The sequence below is a fragment of the Pseudomonas viciae genome (genome assembly GCF_004786035.1).
Lineage (GTDB): Bacteria > Pseudomonadota > Gammaproteobacteria > Pseudomonadales > Pseudomonadaceae > Aquipseudomonas > Aquipseudomonas viciae.
On record NZ_CP035088.1, the window covers coordinates 1192340 to 1209112 of the forward strand.

Consider the following 16773-nt stretch of genomic DNA (forward strand, 5'->3'; position numbering starts at 1 on the left):
CACCTGCCTTGATCAAAAGCCCTGTGGATAACTTCCACAGGGCTTTTTTCATTTTCGCTGGCCAATTCCAAGCTTCTTCCCGCCTCCAACCGCAATGACATACTGGGACAGTGTAGGGAGGGCAGTGCCGTCACCTTTCGCGACGATTACCCGCCTTAGAGCGCAGCGGGAAACGCTTATCATCGGGCAGCCGGGACGACTGGCGCTGGAGTTCACTCGTGATGCTCCTGATGCGGTCAAGGCCGTGCTTAGCGCTCTGGCCGACGTAGCGCAGATCGTAGGTGTATCTCGGCAGAACATGCACAAGTTGATGTTGGCTTATCCAAGCAGCTTCCCGACGCCCGCGCACGAGGGGAGTATATCTATCTGGCATTTGGCAGACGTTCTGAGCTGGCTGCAGGCCAGGGGCAACTATTCGCTTACCAAGGACGTGTTGGATGTGGCCCAGGTGGCCTTGCAGGTCAACGTTGCGAAAGAAGGCCGACGGTTACCGAACCAGGCTTTCAAGGAGTTGGAAGCTTTGGTTGGGTGACAGCCATCGTTGTTCGAGCGAGATGGCGCGACAATCCTTCACTTAATATTTCTCAATTGCAGGTGTATCGTATTCGCCTTTTGCGGGCCTACGGTTCGCAGCAATTGCAGAGGTGCTTGCGTTCATGTCCTTTACCCGTCGCCAAATACTCGGTGGCCTGGCCGGTCTTGTTGTCGTTGGCGTGGGTGCGGGAGGTGCTTCGCGGTATTGGCTGGGCAAGATGGCCGATGCCGAGGCCGGTCACGACTATGAATTGATCGCGGCGCCCCTGGATGTCGAGCTGGTGGCCGGGCACAAGACCCAGGCCTGGGCCTTCGGGCCGTCGGCGCCGGGTACTGAATTGCGGGTGCGCCAGGGCGAATGGTTGCGGGTGCGCTTCATCAATCACCTGCCGGTCGCCACCACCATTCACTGGCACGGGATCCGCTTGCCGCTGGAGATGGACGGCGTGCCGTATGTCTCGCAACTGCCGGTGTTGCCGGGTGAGTACTTCGATTACAAATTCCGCGTGCCGGACGCCGGCAGCTATTGGTATCACCCCCACGTCAACAGCAGCGAAGAGCTCGGGCGTGGGTTGGTGGGGCCGCTGATCATCGAAGAACGCGAGCCCACCGGGTTCAAATACGAACAGACCTTGAGCCTCAAGAGCTGGCATGTGGATGAACAAGGCGAGTTCGTCGCCTTCAGCATTCCCCGCGAGGCAGCGCGCGGCGGCACGGCCGGGCGGCTGGCGACCATCAACGGCGTGCCGGAGGCGGTGATTGAGCTGCCGGCCGGGCAGATCACCCGGGTACGTTTGCTCAACCTGGATAACACCCTGACCTACCGGATCAATATTCCGGGCGTTGAAGCGCAGATCTATGCGCTGGACGGCAACCCGATCGAACCGCGCCCGTTGGGCAAGGAATACTGGCTTGGCCCGGGCATGCGCATTTGCCTGGCGATCAAGGCGCCGCCGGCCGGGGAAGAGCTTTCGTTGCGCAATGGCCCGGTGCGCCTGGGAACCTTGCGTTCGGTGCCCAACAGTGACGCGCCGACCCAGTGGCCGCCGGCACTGCCCGCTAACCCGGTGTCCGAGCCGGACCTGGCCAATGCCGAGAAACTCAACTTCAATTTCGAATGGGTTGGCTCGGTGTCGGTCAACGTCGACAATGGCAAGCCGCCGAGCCTGTGGCAGATCAACGGCAAGGCCTGGGACATCACCGACAAGACCTGCGCCGACCGGCCAATCGCCACGTTGAAGAAAGGCCAGAGCTACATTTTCGAATTGAAGAACATGACTCAGTACCAGCACCCGATTCATTTGCACGGCATGAGCTTCAAGGTGATTGCGTCCAACCGGCACAAGGTCATCCCGTATTTCACCGACACCTACCTGCTGGGCAAGAACGAGCGGGCGCAGGTGGCGCTGGTGGCGGATAACCCCGGGGTGTGGATGTTCCATTGCCATGTGATCGACCACATGGAAACCGGCCTGATGGCCGCCATCGAGGTGGCGTGATGCGCCAGATTCGCCCCGCCAAAATCATCGACCGCAGCCGTGACCAGGACTTCATGCGCGAAGCCCTGGCCCTTGCCGCAAAAGGCGCGGCCCTGGGCGAAGTACCGGTGGGCGCGGTGCTGGTGCAGGACGGCGAGATCATCGGGCGCGGCTTCAACTGCCCGATCAGCGGCCACGACCCCAGCGCCCATGCGGAAATGGTCGCCATCCGCGCCGCCGCCCAGGCCGTAAGCAACTATCGCCTGCCCGGCAGCACCCTCTACGTGACGCTGGAGCCGTGCAGCATGTGCGCCGGTCTGATCGTCCACTCACGCATCGCGCGGGTCGTCTACGGCGCCCTGGAACCCAAGGCCGGCATCGTCCAGAGCCAGGGGCAGTTTTTCAACCAGGGATTCCTGAATCATCGAGTGATGTTCGAGGGCGGGGTGCTCGCTGAAGAGTGCAGCACGGTGTTGAGTGAGTTCTTCAAGGCCCGTAGAGCCAAGCCTTCAGACTGAACCTGTTGTGGGAGCGAGCTTGCTCGCGATGATGGCCTGACATTCAAGAAAGATGTTGCCTGACAGACCGCTATCGCGAGCAAGCTCGCTCCCACAATGATTTTCAGTGCCTGGAACGCTGGGGCTATTTCCGCGCCACAATCACCGCCCGCATCGGCGCCGGCAGTCCTTCGATGGTTTTGCTGTGGTCGGCGGGGTCGAGGAAGTCGCTCAGCGACTGATATTTCATCCACTCGGTGCTGCGCTGTTCTTCCACGGTGGTCAAGCTCACGTCCACACAGCGCACGTCGCTGAATCCGGCGCGGCGCAGCCAGCGTTCCAGGGCCGGTACCGAGGGCAGGAACCACACGTTGCGCATCTGTGCGTAGCGGTCCTCGGGGACCAGCACCTGATGTTCGTCACCTTCGATCACCAGGGTTTCCAACACCAGTTCGCCACCCTTGACCAGGCAGTCCTTGAGGGCCAGCAGATGTTCGATCGGCGAGCGGCGATGGTAGAACACGCCCATGGAAAACACCGTGTCGAAGCCTTCCAGTTCCGGCGGCAAGGCCTCGAACGGGAATGGCAGGTGCCAGGCGTTCGGCTGCGAAAGGTAACGCTGCACCGCCTGGAACTGGCAGAAGAACAGCCAGTTGGGGTCGACGCCGATCACCGTGTCGGCTCCGGCGCCGAGCATCCGCCACATGTAATAACCGTTGCCGCAGCCCACGTCGAGGATGCGCTTGCCTTTGAGATCAAGGTGCGGCGCCACCCGTGACCACTTCCAGTCCGAGCGCCATTCAGTGTCCACGTGCACGCCAAACAGGTCGAACGGCCCTTTGCGCCATGGCGACAGGCCCATCAGTGCGGTACGCATCTGGGCACGGGTTTCGTCAGAACAGTCGGTGTCGAGGGTCAGGCTGTTCAGCAGGTCGATTTCGCTGGGTTGCAGCACCGGCAAGGCGTCGAGGGCGCTCTGCCAGCGCTCCAGGTCGCCATGGCCCTTTTCCATTTTGCTGTCGAGTTGCGTCTGCAGCGTCGCGGCCCAATCGGCCAGGGGCGTGCCGGCCAGATGGCGGACGAGGGGGGACAGATCAATCATGGCAGGGCAATCAACGAGGCGAAGTTAAGACACTGGAACCACGGCACGACTTTCGAGAACCCGGCCGCCAGCAGGCGTTCGCGGTGTTCTTCGAGGCTGTCGGGCTTCATGACGTTTTCGATGGCGCTGCGTTTCTGGGCAATTTCCAGCTCGCTGTAGCCGTTGGCGCGCTTGAACGCCACATGCAGGTCGGTGAGCAGGGCATGTTCCTCGGCGTCGTTGAAGCGCAACTTTTCCGAAAGGATCAGGGCGCCGCCAGGCAGCAGCGACTGGCGAATGCGGCTCAACAGCGCGGTGCGCTGGTCCGGCGCGATGAATTGCAGGGTGAAGTTCAGCGCCACCACCGAGGCTGGCAGGAACGTCAGGGCCAGGATGTCACCTTCGATCACTTCAACGGGCAGCAGCTCCTGGAACATCGAGTCCTGGCCGTTGAGGTATTCGCGGCAACGCTCGACCATCGCCGCCGAGTTATCCACAGCGATCACACGGCAACCGTCGGTGCGCACATGGCGGCGCAGCGCCTGGGTCACCGCACCCAGGGACGAACCCAGGTCATAGAGCACGCTGCCCGGCTGGGCGAATTGCGCGGCGAGCACGCCGAGGTTTTCGACAATGGTCGGGTAACCCGGCACCGAACGCTTGATCATGTCCGGAAACACCCGCACCACGTCCTCGTTGAAGGCGAAGTCAGGCACCTGGGCCAGGGGTTGGGCGAATAGACGATCGGGTTCTTTGCTCACGGCGGTTCCAGCGGCATGGGGGGTGAAAAGGCCGGCATTTTAACTAAAAAACCTGTGGGCGCGAGCTTGCTCCCACTTTGATCTCTGTTCAGTGCCGCTTTTGAGGGAACGCCGATGCCGTAATCCCCCACTGGCCCAGCCAATAACTGACGATGATCAAATAAGGCGCGGCATGGAAGGGCGACACGAACCGGTTGATGCCGATCAGGCTGTCGGAGAAAACAAACGCCAGCGCCCCGGCGGCGGCCAGCCAGGCCGAACGCTTGGGCACCGTGGTGCCCAGTCGCGCCAGTGCTCGCCAGAGCATGGCGCTGATGGCCAAGCTATAGACAGTCACCGGGACCAACAGCGGCCCGAGGCCGTTCGACATCAGGATCCCTAACAGGACTGCGCCGATAGCCAAAGCCAGGACCAGCGCCAGTAGCGCCGGGCGGCGGCAGTCACTGAGGTAGGCTTTCAGGTAGGCCAGGTGCGCCAGCAGAAACGCGCCCAGGCCGAACACGAACAGATCCCCTGGCCAGGCCAGCAACACATCGCCCACCACCGAGAACATCAGCCCGAGGCTGATCCAGCGCCGATATTCGCCGGGCGGCGCATCGTGCAGCCAGCCGAGCAGCGCCAGGACTGGCATCGGCTTGACCAGCAGGCACAGCAGCGACGCATGCACGGTCAGGCCGTACAGGTAGGTGGTCGCGCCCATCAGTGCCAGGATCAGCCAGCCCACGGTCAATTCACCGAAATGGCGCAGTCGAAGGTTTCCACCGGCGGCACTTCCGGCGCCCAGGGCTGTTGATAAGTCAGGCGCAAGCGACCGGTGCCGGTGGCAAACGCCTGGAAACGCCAGGTCGATACCCCGGCGGCGCCGACGATGCCGGCGTCTTCCGGGTTGCGGTAAACCTCCGGCCCCAGGCTTTTCAACACGCCACCGGCCGAATCCTGGATTGCCCAGCGATAACCCGTAGTGGGGTTGCTGGGCAAGCTCAGGATCAGGTTTTGCCCGCTGTTGAGCCGCACCGGGCACTGGCTCAGTTTTTCCACGGTCACGTTGTGTTTCGGTTGCGTGGCGCAGGCGCTCAGCAGAGCGAGGCTGAGGGGGACGAACAGGCGGGTGAGGGACATAAGGGCGATGGCTCCGGCATTCACGACGAACGGCGAGCATACCCGAAGATGCTACTGGGTGTGTCAGGTGGGGATGGGGTGGTGCTGATGACGCCTTCGCGGGCAAGCCTTGCTCCCACAATGGATCTTTGTCGCACACCCAATCTGTGAGCGACATTGACCCTGTGGGAGCAAGGCTTGCCCGCGATGGGGCCCGCACAGGCGCTACAGCACTATCAGAACAGCACCTTGGCCACATCCGCAAACCGCTTGGCAAAGTGCACCGTGACACCTTCCTTGAGGTAATCCGGCAGTTCTTCGAAATTGCCCCGGTTGGCTTCCGGCAGGATCAGCTCATTGATTTTCTGCCGCCGCGCCGCGATCACTTTCTCGCGCACCCCGCCAATCGGCAGGACATGCCCGGTAAGGGTCAGCTCGCCGGTCATGGCCACGCCTTTTTTCGGTGCCTGGTTACGGGCCAGGGACAGTAAGGCACTGGCCATGGTCACGCCGGCACTCGGGCCGTCCTTGGGTGTAGCGCCTTCCGGTACGTGCAGGTGGACGAACGCTTCGTCGAAGAACTTCGGATCGCCGCCAAATTGCTTCAAGTGCGAACTGACGTAGCTGTGGGCGATTTCCGCCGACTCTTTCATCACGTCCCCCAGTTGCCCGGTCAGCTTGAAGCCGCGATTGAGGGTGTGGATACGCGTCGCCTCTATCGGCAAGGTCGCGCCGCCCATGCTGGTCCAGGCCAGGCCGGTAATCACACCGATGCCGGACAGCACCTGCTCGTTGCGGAACACCGGTTTGCCCAGGGAGGCTTCGAGGTCTTTGGGCCCGAGCTTGATTACCGCTTTCGGATCGTCGATCAGTTTCATCACGGCTTTGCGCACCAGTTTGCCCAGCTGTTTCTCCAGCTGCCGTACCCCGGCTTCCCGGGCATAACCATCGATCAGGGCCTTGAGGGCGCTGTCGTTGATGCTCAGGCTGCCCTTGGACACGCCGGCCTTGGCCAGTTGCTTGGGCCACAGGTGGCGCTTGGCGATGGCGACTTTTTCCTCGGTGATGTAACCCGACAGACGGATCACTTCCATCCGGTCCAGCAGCGGGCCGGGAATCGAGTCCAGGGTGTTGGCGGTGCAGACAAAGAGCACTTTCGACAGGTCCAGGCGCAAGTCCAGGTAATGATCGAGGAATTCGACGTTCTGTTCCGGGTCGAGGGTTTCCAGCAGTGCCGAGGCTGGGTCGCCCTGGTAGCTCTGGCCCATCTTGTCGATTTCGTCGAGCATGATCACCGGGTTCATCACTTCGACATCTTTAAGCGCCTGCACCAGCTTGCCCGGCTGGGCACCGATGTAGGTACGCCGATGGCCCTTGATTTCGGCTTCGTCGCGCATCCCGCCGAGGCTGAAGCGGTAGAACGGTCGGCCCAGGGATTCGGCGATGGACTTGCCGACGCTGGTCTTGCCCACGCCTGGCGGGCCCACCAGCAGCACGATGGAGCCGCTGATCTCGCCTTTGTAGGCGCCGACGGCGAGGAACTCCAGGATTCGGTCCTTGATGTCGCCCAGGCCCGAATGGTGCTGGTCGAGCACCTTGCGCGCATGTTTGAGGTCGAGCTTGTCCTGGCCGTACACGCCCCACGGCACTGAGGTGGCCCAATCGAGGTAGTTGCGGGTGACGGCGTATTCCGGCGAGCCGGTTTCCAGGATCGAGAGTTTGTTCATTTCCTCGTCGATGCGTTTCTGCGCCTGGGCCGACAGGGTTTTGCCTTCCAGCCGTTGTTTGAACTGTTCGAGATCGGCGCTGCGGTCGTCCTTGGTCAGGCCCAGCTCCTGCTGGATGACCTTGAGCTGCTCCTTGAGGAAGAACTCGCGCTGATGTTCGCCGATCTTGTTGTTGACCTCAGCGGAGATCTCTTTCTGCAACCGCGCCACTTCGACTTCCTTGCGCAGCATCGGCAACACTTTCTCCATGCGCTTGAGCATGGGTACGCAGTCGAGCACTTCCTGCAGTTCGCTGCCGGTAGCGGAGGTCAGGGCGGCGGCGAAGTCGGTCAGCGGCGAAGGGTCGTTGGGGCTGAAGCGGTTGAGGTAGTTCTTCAGCTCTTCGCTGTATAGCGGATTGAGCGGCAGCAGTTCCTTGATCGCATTGATCAGCGCCATACCGTAGGCCTTGACCTCGTCGGTCGGCTCGCTCGGCTGGTGCGGGTATTCGACTTCCACCAGGTAGGGCGGGCGATGGTGCTTGAGCCAGGTGCGGATGCGCACGCGGGTCAGGCCCTGGGCAACGAACTGCAGTTTGCCGCCCTCGCGACTGGCGTGATGCACTTTGACCAGCGTGCCGTACAGCGGCAGCGCGGAGGTGTCGAAATGGCGTGGGTCTTCCTGGGGCGTGTCCATGAAAAACAGCGCCAGGGAGTGATGTTCGGACTTGGCCACCAGCTCCAGGGTTTCGGCCCACGGTTCTTCATTGACGATGACCGGCAACACCTGGGCCGGGAAGAACGGACGATTGTGGATGGGAATGATGTAGACCTTGTCCGGCAGGTTCTGGCCAGGCAGCGCCAGGCCGGTGCCGGAGGAGGTGTGCTCGATGTGTTCGGGATCAGCGTAATCGTTCGCGGCTTCAGTAGAGTGCTGGTCGCTCATGGGGCACCTGCGCAATGGAGTATGGGTCTTAGATGGGGCAGGTGGGGGGTGGTTTCAATGGTGGGCGTTTGTTAGCTGTTATTTCATTGGCGGTTGTTCAGGCGCGTGACAGGTTGGGGCCGGGCCCGTTGCAGGGCCCGGACCGATGTTCAGGCGACCCGGTTCAAATCGTTATGACGTGTCTCTTTCAGGCACAGCACGGCGATCACGCTGAGCACCGCAGCCCCCGAGACATAACCGCCGACGTAGCTCAAACCACCCATCGCCACCAGTTTCTGGGCGAAGAACGGGGCCGCCGAGGCGCCGACGATGCCACCCAGGTTGTAGGCTGCCGACGCGCCGGTGTAGCGCACATGGGTTGGAAACAGCTCCGGCAGCAAGGCGCCCATGGGCGCGAAGGTCACGCCCATCAGGAACAACTCGATGCACAGGAACAGCGCCACGCCGCCGGTGGAGCCGTGGGTCAACAAGGGTTCCATGAGGAAACCCGAGGCAGTTGCCAGCACGCCACCGATGATCAATATCGGTTTGCGGCCGTAACGGTCGCTGGCCCAGGCGGATAACGGCGTAGCGGCGGCCATGAACAGCACGGCAAAGCACAACAGGCCCAGGAAGGTTTCACGGCTGTAGCCGAGAGTGGACACGCCGTAGCTCAGGGAAAATACCGTCGAGATGTAGAACAGCGCGTAGCACACCACCATCGCCGCCGCGCCCAGCAGCGTCGGTGCCCAGTACTGGCTGAACAGCTCGACCAACGGCACCTTCACCCGCTCCTGGCGGGCCATGGCGTTGGCAAATACCGGGGTTTCGTGGAGCTTGAGCCGCACATAGAGGCCGACGATCACCAGCACGGCACTGAGCAGGAACGGAATCCGCCAGCCCCAGGAGCGGAACTGCTCGTCGTCCAGGGTCATGGCCAGGGTCAGGAACAAGCCGTTGGCCGCCAGGAAGCCGATGGATGGCCCCAATTGCGGGAACATGCCGAACCAGGCGCGTTTGCCTTTGGGCGCGTTCTCGGTGGCGAGCAGTGCCGCGCCGCCCCATTCACCGCCCAGCCCCAGGCCCTGGCCGAACCGCAGCAGGCACAGCAGGATCGGAGCCCACGCGCCAATGCTGGCGTAACCCGGCAGCACGCCGATGAGGGTGGTGCACACGCCCATCAGCAACAGGGAGGCCACCAGCGTGGACTTGCGCCCGATCCGGTCGCCGAAGTGGCCGAACAACAAAGAACCCAGTGGGCGGGCGAGGAAGGCGATGCCGAAGGTCAGGAAGGACGACAGCATCTGTGCCGTGCCTGAGGTTTGAGGAAAGAACACCGGCCCGATCACCAGGGCCGCGGCCGTGGCGTATACATAGAAGTCGTAGAACTCGATGGCGGTGCCGATGAAACTCGCGGTCGCCACGCGGGTGGCGGAGTTCGTCGGCTGGGCCGACACAGCGTCATTGCAGGTGGTGGTCGTCATGCGCTTATCCCTGACAGTCATGTGCTCCGTTGGAGCGAATTATTATGGTCGAACACCCAGGGATGTGGGTTAGGCCGCTTTCGCTGTTTCAGGTAGGAACAGTCGCAGGGCTGATGCGGATTTTGCCGATGGTCTGGCCGGAACCGGCTGAGTGCGGGGTAAGCACAGGATTCGGGCGGGGCTGGGTAAGCGGGTTGAGTATAGGAAGGGGGCTAACGATTCGACAAGTGAGCCACAAAATAGTGAAGCTTGCGAAGAACCCCGTGGCGAGGGAGCAAGTTCCCTCGCCACGGGTTTAGAGAGCAGCGGGCACCGAACTGTTATGCCACACCAGCACCTGGCTGACGCGGTTGTCCACGGTTTCGATGATTTCCAGTCGATAACGGCCGATCTTCAGGCATACCGGGCTTTCGGGAATGGTTTCCAGGGCTTCGGTCACCAGCCCGTTGAGGGTCTTGGGGCCATCGCAAGGCAAGTGCCAGCCCAGGGTCCGGTTCAGTTCACGGATCGACGCCGCGCCATCGATCATCAGGCGGCCATCGGGCTGGGGATGAACGTGGGGATTATCGAGGCTGTGCTCACTTTCGAATTCGCCGACGATTTCTTCGAGGATGTCCTCCAGGGTGACGATACCCAATACTTCGCCGTATTCGTCCACCACCATGCCCAGGCGCCGCTGCTGCTTGTGGAAGTTCAACAATTGCAGCTGCAGCGGGGTGCTCTCAGGCACGAAGTAAGGTTCGTGGCAGGCAGCCAGCAGCGCTTCCTTGGTCAGGCTCGCGTCTGCCAGCAGATGGCGGATCTGGCGGGTGTTGAGTACTGCCTCGACCTGGTTGATGTCGCTGTGGAACACCGGCAGACGGGTACGACGATTCAGGCGCAACTGTTCAATGATCTCGCCAATCGGGTCATCAAGGTTGATGCCATCGACCTCACTGCGCGGCAGGAGGATGTCGTTGACGGTAATGTTGTCCAGGGCGTGGATGCCGGAAAGGGTGTGCAGGCGGCTGCCGTGGTGTTCGGGTTCGTGCTCGTTGCGCGGTGCAAGGGATGTTTCGTCATCGCTTTGCTGGACCGCGCTGGCCTTGCGGGCAAACGGACGCAGCAGCAACTGACTGACGCCATTCAGCAGCCAGGCCAATGGATAAAGAATCTTCAATGGCACGCCAAGCAGGGCATTGCCCAGTGCCAGCACCGCATCGGGTTGACGGATGGCCAGGGTGCGCGGCAGGTAATCGGCGAAGACCAGCAGGGCCACACTGGTGCCGAGCCAGGCCGCCCACGGGCCGTTTTCCAGCCAGGTAAAAATCGCCAGCAAGGTGCCGAGCACCACGGCCAGGGTACGGCAGAGGGTATTGCACAGAATCAGGCTGTCCCGGGGGAAGTTCAGCGTCACGGGCGGTTTGTCGTTGGCGCGCGATGCCTTGCGCTGGGCCAGCAGGTGTAGCTGGGCGGCTTCGATCGCGGTGAACAGGGCTGACCAGAGGATCAGCACGACCAGCACAGCAAGCAGTGGCCCCACGGGCAACGTATCCATCAGGGCCGTCCGTCAGATATGCAGAATGTATTCACGGACCAGCTTGCTGCCGAAATAAGCCAGCATCAGCAGGCAGAAACCGGCCAGGGTCCAGCGAATCGCTTTATGGCCGCGCCAGCCGAGCCGGTTGCGCCCCCACAGCAACACGCTGAACACCACCCACGCCAGGCAGGCCAGCAGGGTCTTGTGCACCAGGTGTTGGGCGAACAGGTTCTCGACAAACAGCCAGCCGGAGATCAGCGACAGCGACAGCAGGGTCCAGCCGGCCCAGAGGAAGCCAAACAACAGGCTTTCCATGGTTTGCAGCGGCGGGAAGTTGCGGATCAGTCCGGACGGGTGCTTGTGCTTGAGTTGGTGGTCTTGCACCAGCAGCAGCAGCGCCTGGAACACCGCAATGGTGAACAGGCCGTAGGCGAGGATCGACAGCAGGATGTGCGCCAGGATGCCTGGCTCCTCGTCGATGATTTGCACCGTGCCCGACGGCGCGAACTGCGCCAGCAGCACCGTGGCCAGCCCCAGCGGGAAGAGCAGTACCAGCAGGTTTTCCACCGGGATGCGCGAGCAGGCGATCAGCGTCAGGGCGATCACGGCCACGGCGATCAGGCTGGCAGCGTTGAAAAAGTCCAGGCCCAGGCCGATTGGCGTCATCAGGTGGGTATAAAGGCTGGCCGCGTGGCCGAGCACCGCCAGCACGCCAAGCATGACCAGCAGGCGTTTGTTCGCCTTGGCGCCGGTGGCCAGGCGGGTGCCTTGATAGAGGGTCGCAGCGGCATAAAGGCAGGCGGCGGCGAGGGTAGCAAGCAAGCTGGGTGACAAGGGGAGCATAAATCCTGTTAGGCAGGCCCGAAAGTCGCTGAGTTTGGCATAGAACCCCCATCGCACGAAAGACCACCGCAACTGACAGTAAGCTGTACGTCGCACGCATCTTCGCTATAATCCGCGACCTGCCCACGCCGCAGGCTCGCCGAGCACATTTTTCACGGTCTGGGCCGCCATTATCCCGGTCTCATCTGGGCCTGAAAGGATCGCGCATGTTTGAAAACCTAACCGACCGTCTCTCGCAGACGCTGCGCCATGTCACCGGCAAGGCGAAACTGACCGAGGACAACATCAAAGACACCCTGCGCGAAGTGCGCATGGCGTTGCTCGAAGCCGACGTCGCCCTGCCGGTGGTCAAGGACTTCGTCAATTCGGTCAAGGAACGCGCCGTCGGCACTGAAGTGTCGCGCAGCCTGACGCCAGGCCAGGCGTTCGTGAAGATCGTCCAGGCCGAACTCGAAAGCCTGATGGGCGCCGCCAACGAAGACTTGAACCTGAGCGCGGTGCCACCTGCCGTGGTCCTGATGGCAGGCCTGCAGGGCGCGGGCAAGACCACCACGGCCGGCAAGCTTGCGCGCTTCCTCAAGGAGCGCAAGAAGAAGTCGGTGATGGTGGTGTCCGCGGACATCTACCGCCCGGCGGCGATCAAGCAGCTGGAAACCCTGGCCAATGACATCGGCGTGACGTTCTTCCCGTCCGACCTGAGCCAGAAGCCGGTGGACATCGCCCAGGCGGCTATTAAAGAAGCAAAACTGAAATTCATCGACGTGGTCATCGTCGATACCGCCGGTCGCCTGCACATCGATGAAGAGATGATGGGCGAGATCAAGGCGCTGCATGCCGCGATCAACCCGGTGGAAACCCTGTTCGTGGTCGACGCCATGACCGGCCAGGACGCGGCCAACACCGCCAAGGCGTTCGGTGATGCACTGCCGCTGACCGGTGTGATCCTGACCAAGGTCGACGGCGATGCCCGTGGCGGTGCCGCGCTGTCGGTGCGCGCCATCACCGGCAAGCCGATCAAGTTCATCGGTATGGGCGAGAAGAGCGAAGCGCTCGAGCCGTTCCACCCTGAGCGTATCGCTTCGCGCATCCTCGGCATGGGCGACGTGCTCAGCCTGATCGAGCAGGCCGAGCAGACCCTCGACAAGGACAAGGCCGACAAACTGGCCAAGAAGCTGAAGAAGGGCAAGGGCTTCGACCTCGAAGACTTCCGCGACCAGCTGCAACAAATGAAGAACATGGGCGGCCTTGGCGGGCTCATGGACAAACTGCCGAACATCGGTGGCGTGAACCTGGCGCAGATGGGCAATGCCCAGGGCGCGGCCGAAAAGCAGTTCAAGCAGATGGAGGCCATCATCAATTCCATGACCCCGGCCGAGCGCCGCGACCCTGACCTGATCAGCGGTTCGCGCAAGCGCCGTATCGCCATGGGTTCCGGCACCCAGGTGCAGGACATCGGTCGCTTGATCAAGCAGCACAAGCAGATGCAGAAGATGATGAAGAAATTCTCCGCCAAGGGCGGGATGGCCAAGATGATGCGCGGCATGGGCGGTATGTTGCCCGGCGGCGGCATGCCCAAGATGTAAAGAATCCAGGCACCGGCAGTCATGCCGGTGCTGCCCACGGGGACGTGGGATCTCCAGCCAACCCGCCATCGGCGGGCGCTGACCGGCCGTTTTCAACGACGGCTTCATGGCAGATCTGAATGGCATGCCGATAGGCGCCGGAAAAAGACATTTGCAAAAGTCCGGATATTCCTTAGAATATGCGGCCTTTCGGGCACCTATGCCCGCTGTGCATTTAGATTTGCAGCACCGACTACAGGAACGATGTTCACATGCTAACAATCCGTCTTGCCCTTGGCGGCTCCAAAAAGCGCCCGTTTTACCACCTGACCGTAACCGACAGCCGCAACCCGCGTGACGGTTCCCACAAGGAACAGGTTGGTTTCTTCAACCCTGTTGCCCGTGGTCAGGAAGTTCGTCTGTCCGTGAACCAAGAGCGCGTAGCCTACTGGCTGAGCGTTGGTGCACAACCTTCTGAGCGTGTTGCTCAGTTGTTGAAGGAATCGGCTAAGGCTGCGGCCTGAGCAATATGAACGCGACGCCAAAAGACGCTGATGATTTGATCGTTGTCGGCAAGATTTACTCTGTTCATGGCGTTCGCGGCGAAGTGAAGGTGTATTCCTTTACTGATCCGATCAAAAACCTGTTGGACTACAAAACCTGGACGCTCAAGCGCGAAGGTAGCGTGAAACAGGTTGAGCTGGTCAGCGGACGTGGGAACGACAAGTTCCTGGTCGCAAAGCTCAAGGATCTCGATGATCGTGAAGAAGCGCGTCTTCTGGCCGGTTATGAGATCTGCGTGCCACGCAACCTGTTCCCTGAACTGACCGACGGCGAGTACTACTGGTACCAGCTGGTGGGTCTGAAGGTCATCGACCACCTCGGGCAATTGCTCGGGAAAATCGATCACCTGCTCGAGACCGGTTCGAACGATGTCATGGTGGTCAAGCCTTGCGTCGGCAGCCTGGATGATCGCGAACGCCTGTTGCCCTATACCGAGCAATGCGTGTTGGCCGTTGACCTTGCAGCTGGCGAGATGAAGGTGGAATGGGATGCGGATTTCTAAACGTGGCTAATTTGCGCGTTGAAGTCATCACGCTGTTTCCCGAGATGTTTTCCGCCATCAGCGAGTACGGCATAACCAGCCGCGCGGTGAAACAGGAGCTGTTGCAGCTCACTTGTTGGAATCCGCGGGACTACACCACGGATCGGCATCACACTGTGGACGATCGCCCGTTTGGCGGTGGTCCGGGCATGGTGATGAAGATCAAGCCCCTGGAAGACGCTCTGGTTCAGGCCAGAAACGCAGCCGGGGAGGGTGCGAAGGTGATTTACCTGTCGCCCCAAGGCCGCCAGCTGACTCAGTCGGCGGTACGCGAGCTGGCGAATTCGGATGCATTGATCCTGATTGCCGGCCGTTATGAAGGCATTGACGAGCGTTTCATTGAAGCTCATGTCGATGAAGAGTGGTCGATTGGCGACTATGTACTGTCTGGCGGCGAGCTGCCGGCGATGGTCCTGATCGACGCGGTTACACGACTGCTGCCTGGAGCTTTAGGGCATGCAGATTCCGCTGAGGAAGATTCCTTTACGGATGGTCTGCTGGATTGCCCGCACTACACCCGACCGGAGGTGTATGCGGATCAGCGTGTTCCCGACGTGTTGCTAAGTGGCAACCACGCGCACATCCGGCGTTGGCGTTTACAGCAGTCCCTTGGTCGGACCTATGAACGACGCGCCGATCTTCTGGAAAGCCGCTCGCTTTCTGGAGAAGAGAAGAAGCTGCTCGAGGAATACATCCGCGAGCGGGACGATAGTTAACAACGTATCGATGGTAAGTCCGACGACTTGCCTTAGGAGCACAGCATGACTAACAAAATCATCCTTGCACTCGAAGCAGAGCAGATGACCAAAGAAATCCCTACCTTTGCCCCGGGCGACACCATTGTCGTTCAGGTGAAAGTGAAGGAAGGCGACCGTTCGCGTCTGCAAGCGTTCGAAGGCGTCGTTATCGCCAAGCGTAACCGTGGTGTGAACAGTGCTTTCACTGTTCGTAAAATCTCCAACGGTGTTGGCGTAGAGCGTACTTTCCAGACCTACAGCCCGCAAATCGACAGCATGGCTGTGAAACGTCGCGGTGACGTGCGTAAAGCCAAGCTGTACTACCTGCGTGACCTGTCCGGTAAAGCAGCTCGCATCAAGGAAAAACTGGCTTAAGTCCAGCTTCCGATGCAAAAAAGCAGCCTGCGGGCTGCTTTTTTGTTGCCTGGGATTTGGTCTTTGAGCACCCTGCATACCTTGATTTTTCATTTCGATGCAGTGTGTGCCCGCATCCTTCATGAGTTTTTATGCCAGCCATCGATCATCCCCTGATAGACCAGTTTCTCGACGCCTTGTGGCTGGAGAAGGGCCTGTCCGATAACACCCGTGATGCCTATCGCAGCGATCTGGCACTGTTCAATGGTTGGTTGCAGGAAAAAGGCCTGGAGCTGGCCAATGCCGGGCGGGAGTTGATCCTCGATCACCTGGCCTGGCGCCTTGAGCAGAACTACAAACCGCGCTCCACGGCACGTTTTCTCTCCGGTTTGCGCGGTTTTTATCGCTATTTGTTGCGGGAAAAGCTGATTGCCGTCGATCCGACCTTGCGTGTGGAAATGCCGCAGCTGGGGCGTCCGCTGCCCAAGTCCTTGTCAGAAGCGGATGTGGAGGCGTTGCTGGCGGCGCCGGACCTCAGCGAGGCTATCGGTCAACGCGACCGGGCCATGCTGGAGGTCTTGTACGCCTGCGGCCTGCGGGTCACCGAATTGATCAGCCTCACGCTGGAGCAGGTCAACTTGCGCCAGGGCGTGCTGCGGGTGATGGGCAAGGGCAGCAAGGAGCGTCTGGTGCCGATGGGCGAGGAAGCGATCGTCTGGGTCGAGCGTTACATGCGCGACGCCCGTCATGAGCTGCTGGGCGGGCGGCCCAGCGACGTGCTGTTTCCAAGCCTGCGTGGCGAGCAGATGACCCGCCAGACCTTCTGGCACCGCATCAAGCACCAGGCCAAGGTGGCCGGGATCGGCAAGTCCCTCTCGCCCCACACCTTGCGCCATGCCTTCGCCACGCACCTGCTCAACCACGGCGCCGACTTGCGAGTGGTGCAGATGCTGCTGGGCCACAGCGACCTGTCCACCACCCAGATCTACACGCACGTGGCCCGGGCGCGATTGCAGGACCTGCATGCCAAGCATCATCCTCGGGGCTGAATGAAGCCCCCACAGAAAAGCCTCCACCAACGTCGTGCGTC

The 16773-nt window shown here is 61.2% G+C and carries 17 protein-coding genes; 9 read left to right on the forward strand and 8 right to left on the reverse strand.

Annotation, left to right across the window (positions count from 1 at the left end):
* The first annotated feature begins 94 nt into the window (after positions 1–94).
* The 3 genes from EPZ47_RS05340 (at position 95) to tadA (ending at position 2530) form a co-directional block, all read left to right on the forward strand.
* Positions 95–532 carry a helix-turn-helix transcriptional regulator gene (locus EPZ47_RS05340; RefSeq protein ID WP_476705382.1) on the forward strand — a complete coding sequence of 146 codons (438 nt, stop codon included), beginning with the start codon at positions 95–97 and terminating at the stop codon, positions 530–532.
* A 124-nt stretch (positions 533–656) separates the two neighbouring features.
* Complete coding sequence (locus EPZ47_RS05345; protein WP_135843845.1) at positions 657–2033, forward strand: multicopper oxidase family protein; 1377 nt, start codon at positions 657–659, stop codon at positions 2031–2033.
* Positions 2033–2530 (forward strand): tRNA adenosine(34) deaminase TadA, encoded by a 498-nt coding sequence (gene tadA, locus EPZ47_RS05350; RefSeq protein WP_135843846.1) that lies wholly within the window; start codon positions 2033–2035, stop codon positions 2528–2530. The genes EPZ47_RS05345 and tadA overlap by 1 nt, the downstream gene beginning before the upstream one ends.
* Before the next feature lie 124 nt (positions 2531–2654).
* On the opposite strand, the gene cmoB is transcribed toward tadA, so the two are convergent.
* The 8 genes from cmoB to EPZ47_RS05395 all read right to left on the reverse strand — a co-directional run bounded on the left by cmoB (position 2655) and on the right by EPZ47_RS05395 (position 11925).
* Positions 2655–3611, reverse strand: a complete 957-nt coding sequence (cmoB, locus tag EPZ47_RS05355; protein WP_135843847.1) for a tRNA 5-methoxyuridine(34)/uridine 5-oxyacetic acid(34) synthase CmoB — start codon at positions 3609–3611, stop codon at positions 2655–2657.
* The gene (gene cmoA / locus EPZ47_RS05360) at positions 3608–4351 is read right to left on the reverse strand and encodes a carboxy-S-adenosyl-L-methionine synthase CmoA (protein WP_135843848.1); all 744 of its coding nucleotides are present in this window, start codon (positions 4349–4351) and stop codon (positions 3608–3610) included. Before cmoA ends, cmoB begins: the two co-directional genes overlap by 4 nt.
* Positions 4352–4439: 88 nt before the next feature.
* Positions 4440–5075, reverse strand: a complete 636-nt coding sequence (locus tag EPZ47_RS05365; RefSeq protein ID WP_135843849.1) for a lysoplasmalogenase — start codon at positions 5073–5075, stop codon at positions 4440–4442.
* A 2-nt stretch (positions 5076–5077) separates the two neighbouring features.
* Positions 5078–5470, reverse strand: coding sequence for a protease inhibitor I42 family protein (locus EPZ47_RS05370; protein ID WP_135843850.1), 393 nt, complete (start codon positions 5468–5470; stop codon positions 5078–5080).
* Positions 5471–5685: 215 nt separating this feature from the next.
* The gene (gene lon, locus EPZ47_RS05375) at positions 5686–8100 is read right to left on the reverse strand and encodes an endopeptidase La (protein WP_135843851.1); all 2415 of its coding nucleotides are present in this window, start codon (positions 8098–8100) and stop codon (positions 5686–5688) included.
* Between the two features lie 149 nt (positions 8101–8249).
* Positions 8250–9563, reverse strand: coding sequence for an MFS transporter (locus EPZ47_RS05380; protein WP_135843852.1), 1314 nt, complete (start codon positions 9561–9563; stop codon positions 8250–8252).
* Between the two features lie 295 nt (positions 9564–9858).
* Positions 9859–11100 carry an HlyC/CorC family transporter gene (locus EPZ47_RS05390; protein ID WP_135843854.1) on the reverse strand — a complete coding sequence of 414 codons (1242 nt, stop codon included), beginning with the start codon at positions 11098–11100 and terminating at the stop codon, positions 9859–9861.
* A 12-nt stretch (positions 11101–11112) separates the two neighbouring features.
* Positions 11113–11925: a cytochrome C assembly family protein gene (locus EPZ47_RS05395; protein ID WP_135843855.1), complete on the reverse strand. Its 813-nt coding sequence runs from the start codon at positions 11923–11925 to the stop codon at positions 11113–11115.
* A gap of 206 nt (positions 11926–12131) precedes the next feature.
* Here EPZ47_RS05395 and ffh point away from each other — a divergent pair, with 206 nt between their 5' ends.
* From ffh to xerD, 6 genes are all read left to right on the forward strand, one after another.
* Entirely contained in the window at positions 12132–13508 is a 1377-nt protein-coding gene (ffh, locus tag EPZ47_RS05400) for a signal recognition particle protein (protein WP_135843856.1), read from the forward strand.
* 251 nt (positions 13509–13759) lie between these two features.
* Positions 13760–14011: a 30S ribosomal protein S16 gene (gene rpsP, locus EPZ47_RS05405; protein WP_003198088.1), complete on the forward strand. Its 252-nt coding sequence runs from the start codon at positions 13760–13762 to the stop codon at positions 14009–14011.
* A 5-nt stretch (positions 14012–14016) separates the two neighbouring features.
* Entirely contained in the window at positions 14017–14553 is a 537-nt protein-coding gene (gene rimM, locus EPZ47_RS05410) for a ribosome maturation factor RimM (RefSeq protein WP_003198090.1), read from the forward strand.
* A complete protein-coding gene (gene trmD, locus EPZ47_RS05415) occupies positions 14535–15308 on the forward strand; it encodes a tRNA (guanosine(37)-N1)-methyltransferase TrmD (RefSeq protein ID WP_178084236.1) in 774 nt (257 codons plus the stop codon). Before rimM ends, trmD begins: the two co-directional genes overlap by 19 nt.
* Before the next feature lie 45 nt (positions 15309–15353).
* Entirely contained in the window at positions 15354–15704 is a 351-nt protein-coding gene (gene rplS / locus EPZ47_RS05420) for a 50S ribosomal protein L19 (protein WP_003175895.1), read from the forward strand.
* A 131-nt stretch (positions 15705–15835) separates the two neighbouring features.
* Positions 15836–16732 carry a site-specific tyrosine recombinase XerD gene (gene xerD / locus EPZ47_RS05425; protein ID WP_135843858.1) on the forward strand — a complete coding sequence of 299 codons (897 nt, stop codon included), beginning with the start codon at positions 15836–15838 and terminating at the stop codon, positions 16730–16732.
* Positions 16733–16773 lie beyond the last annotated feature (41 nt).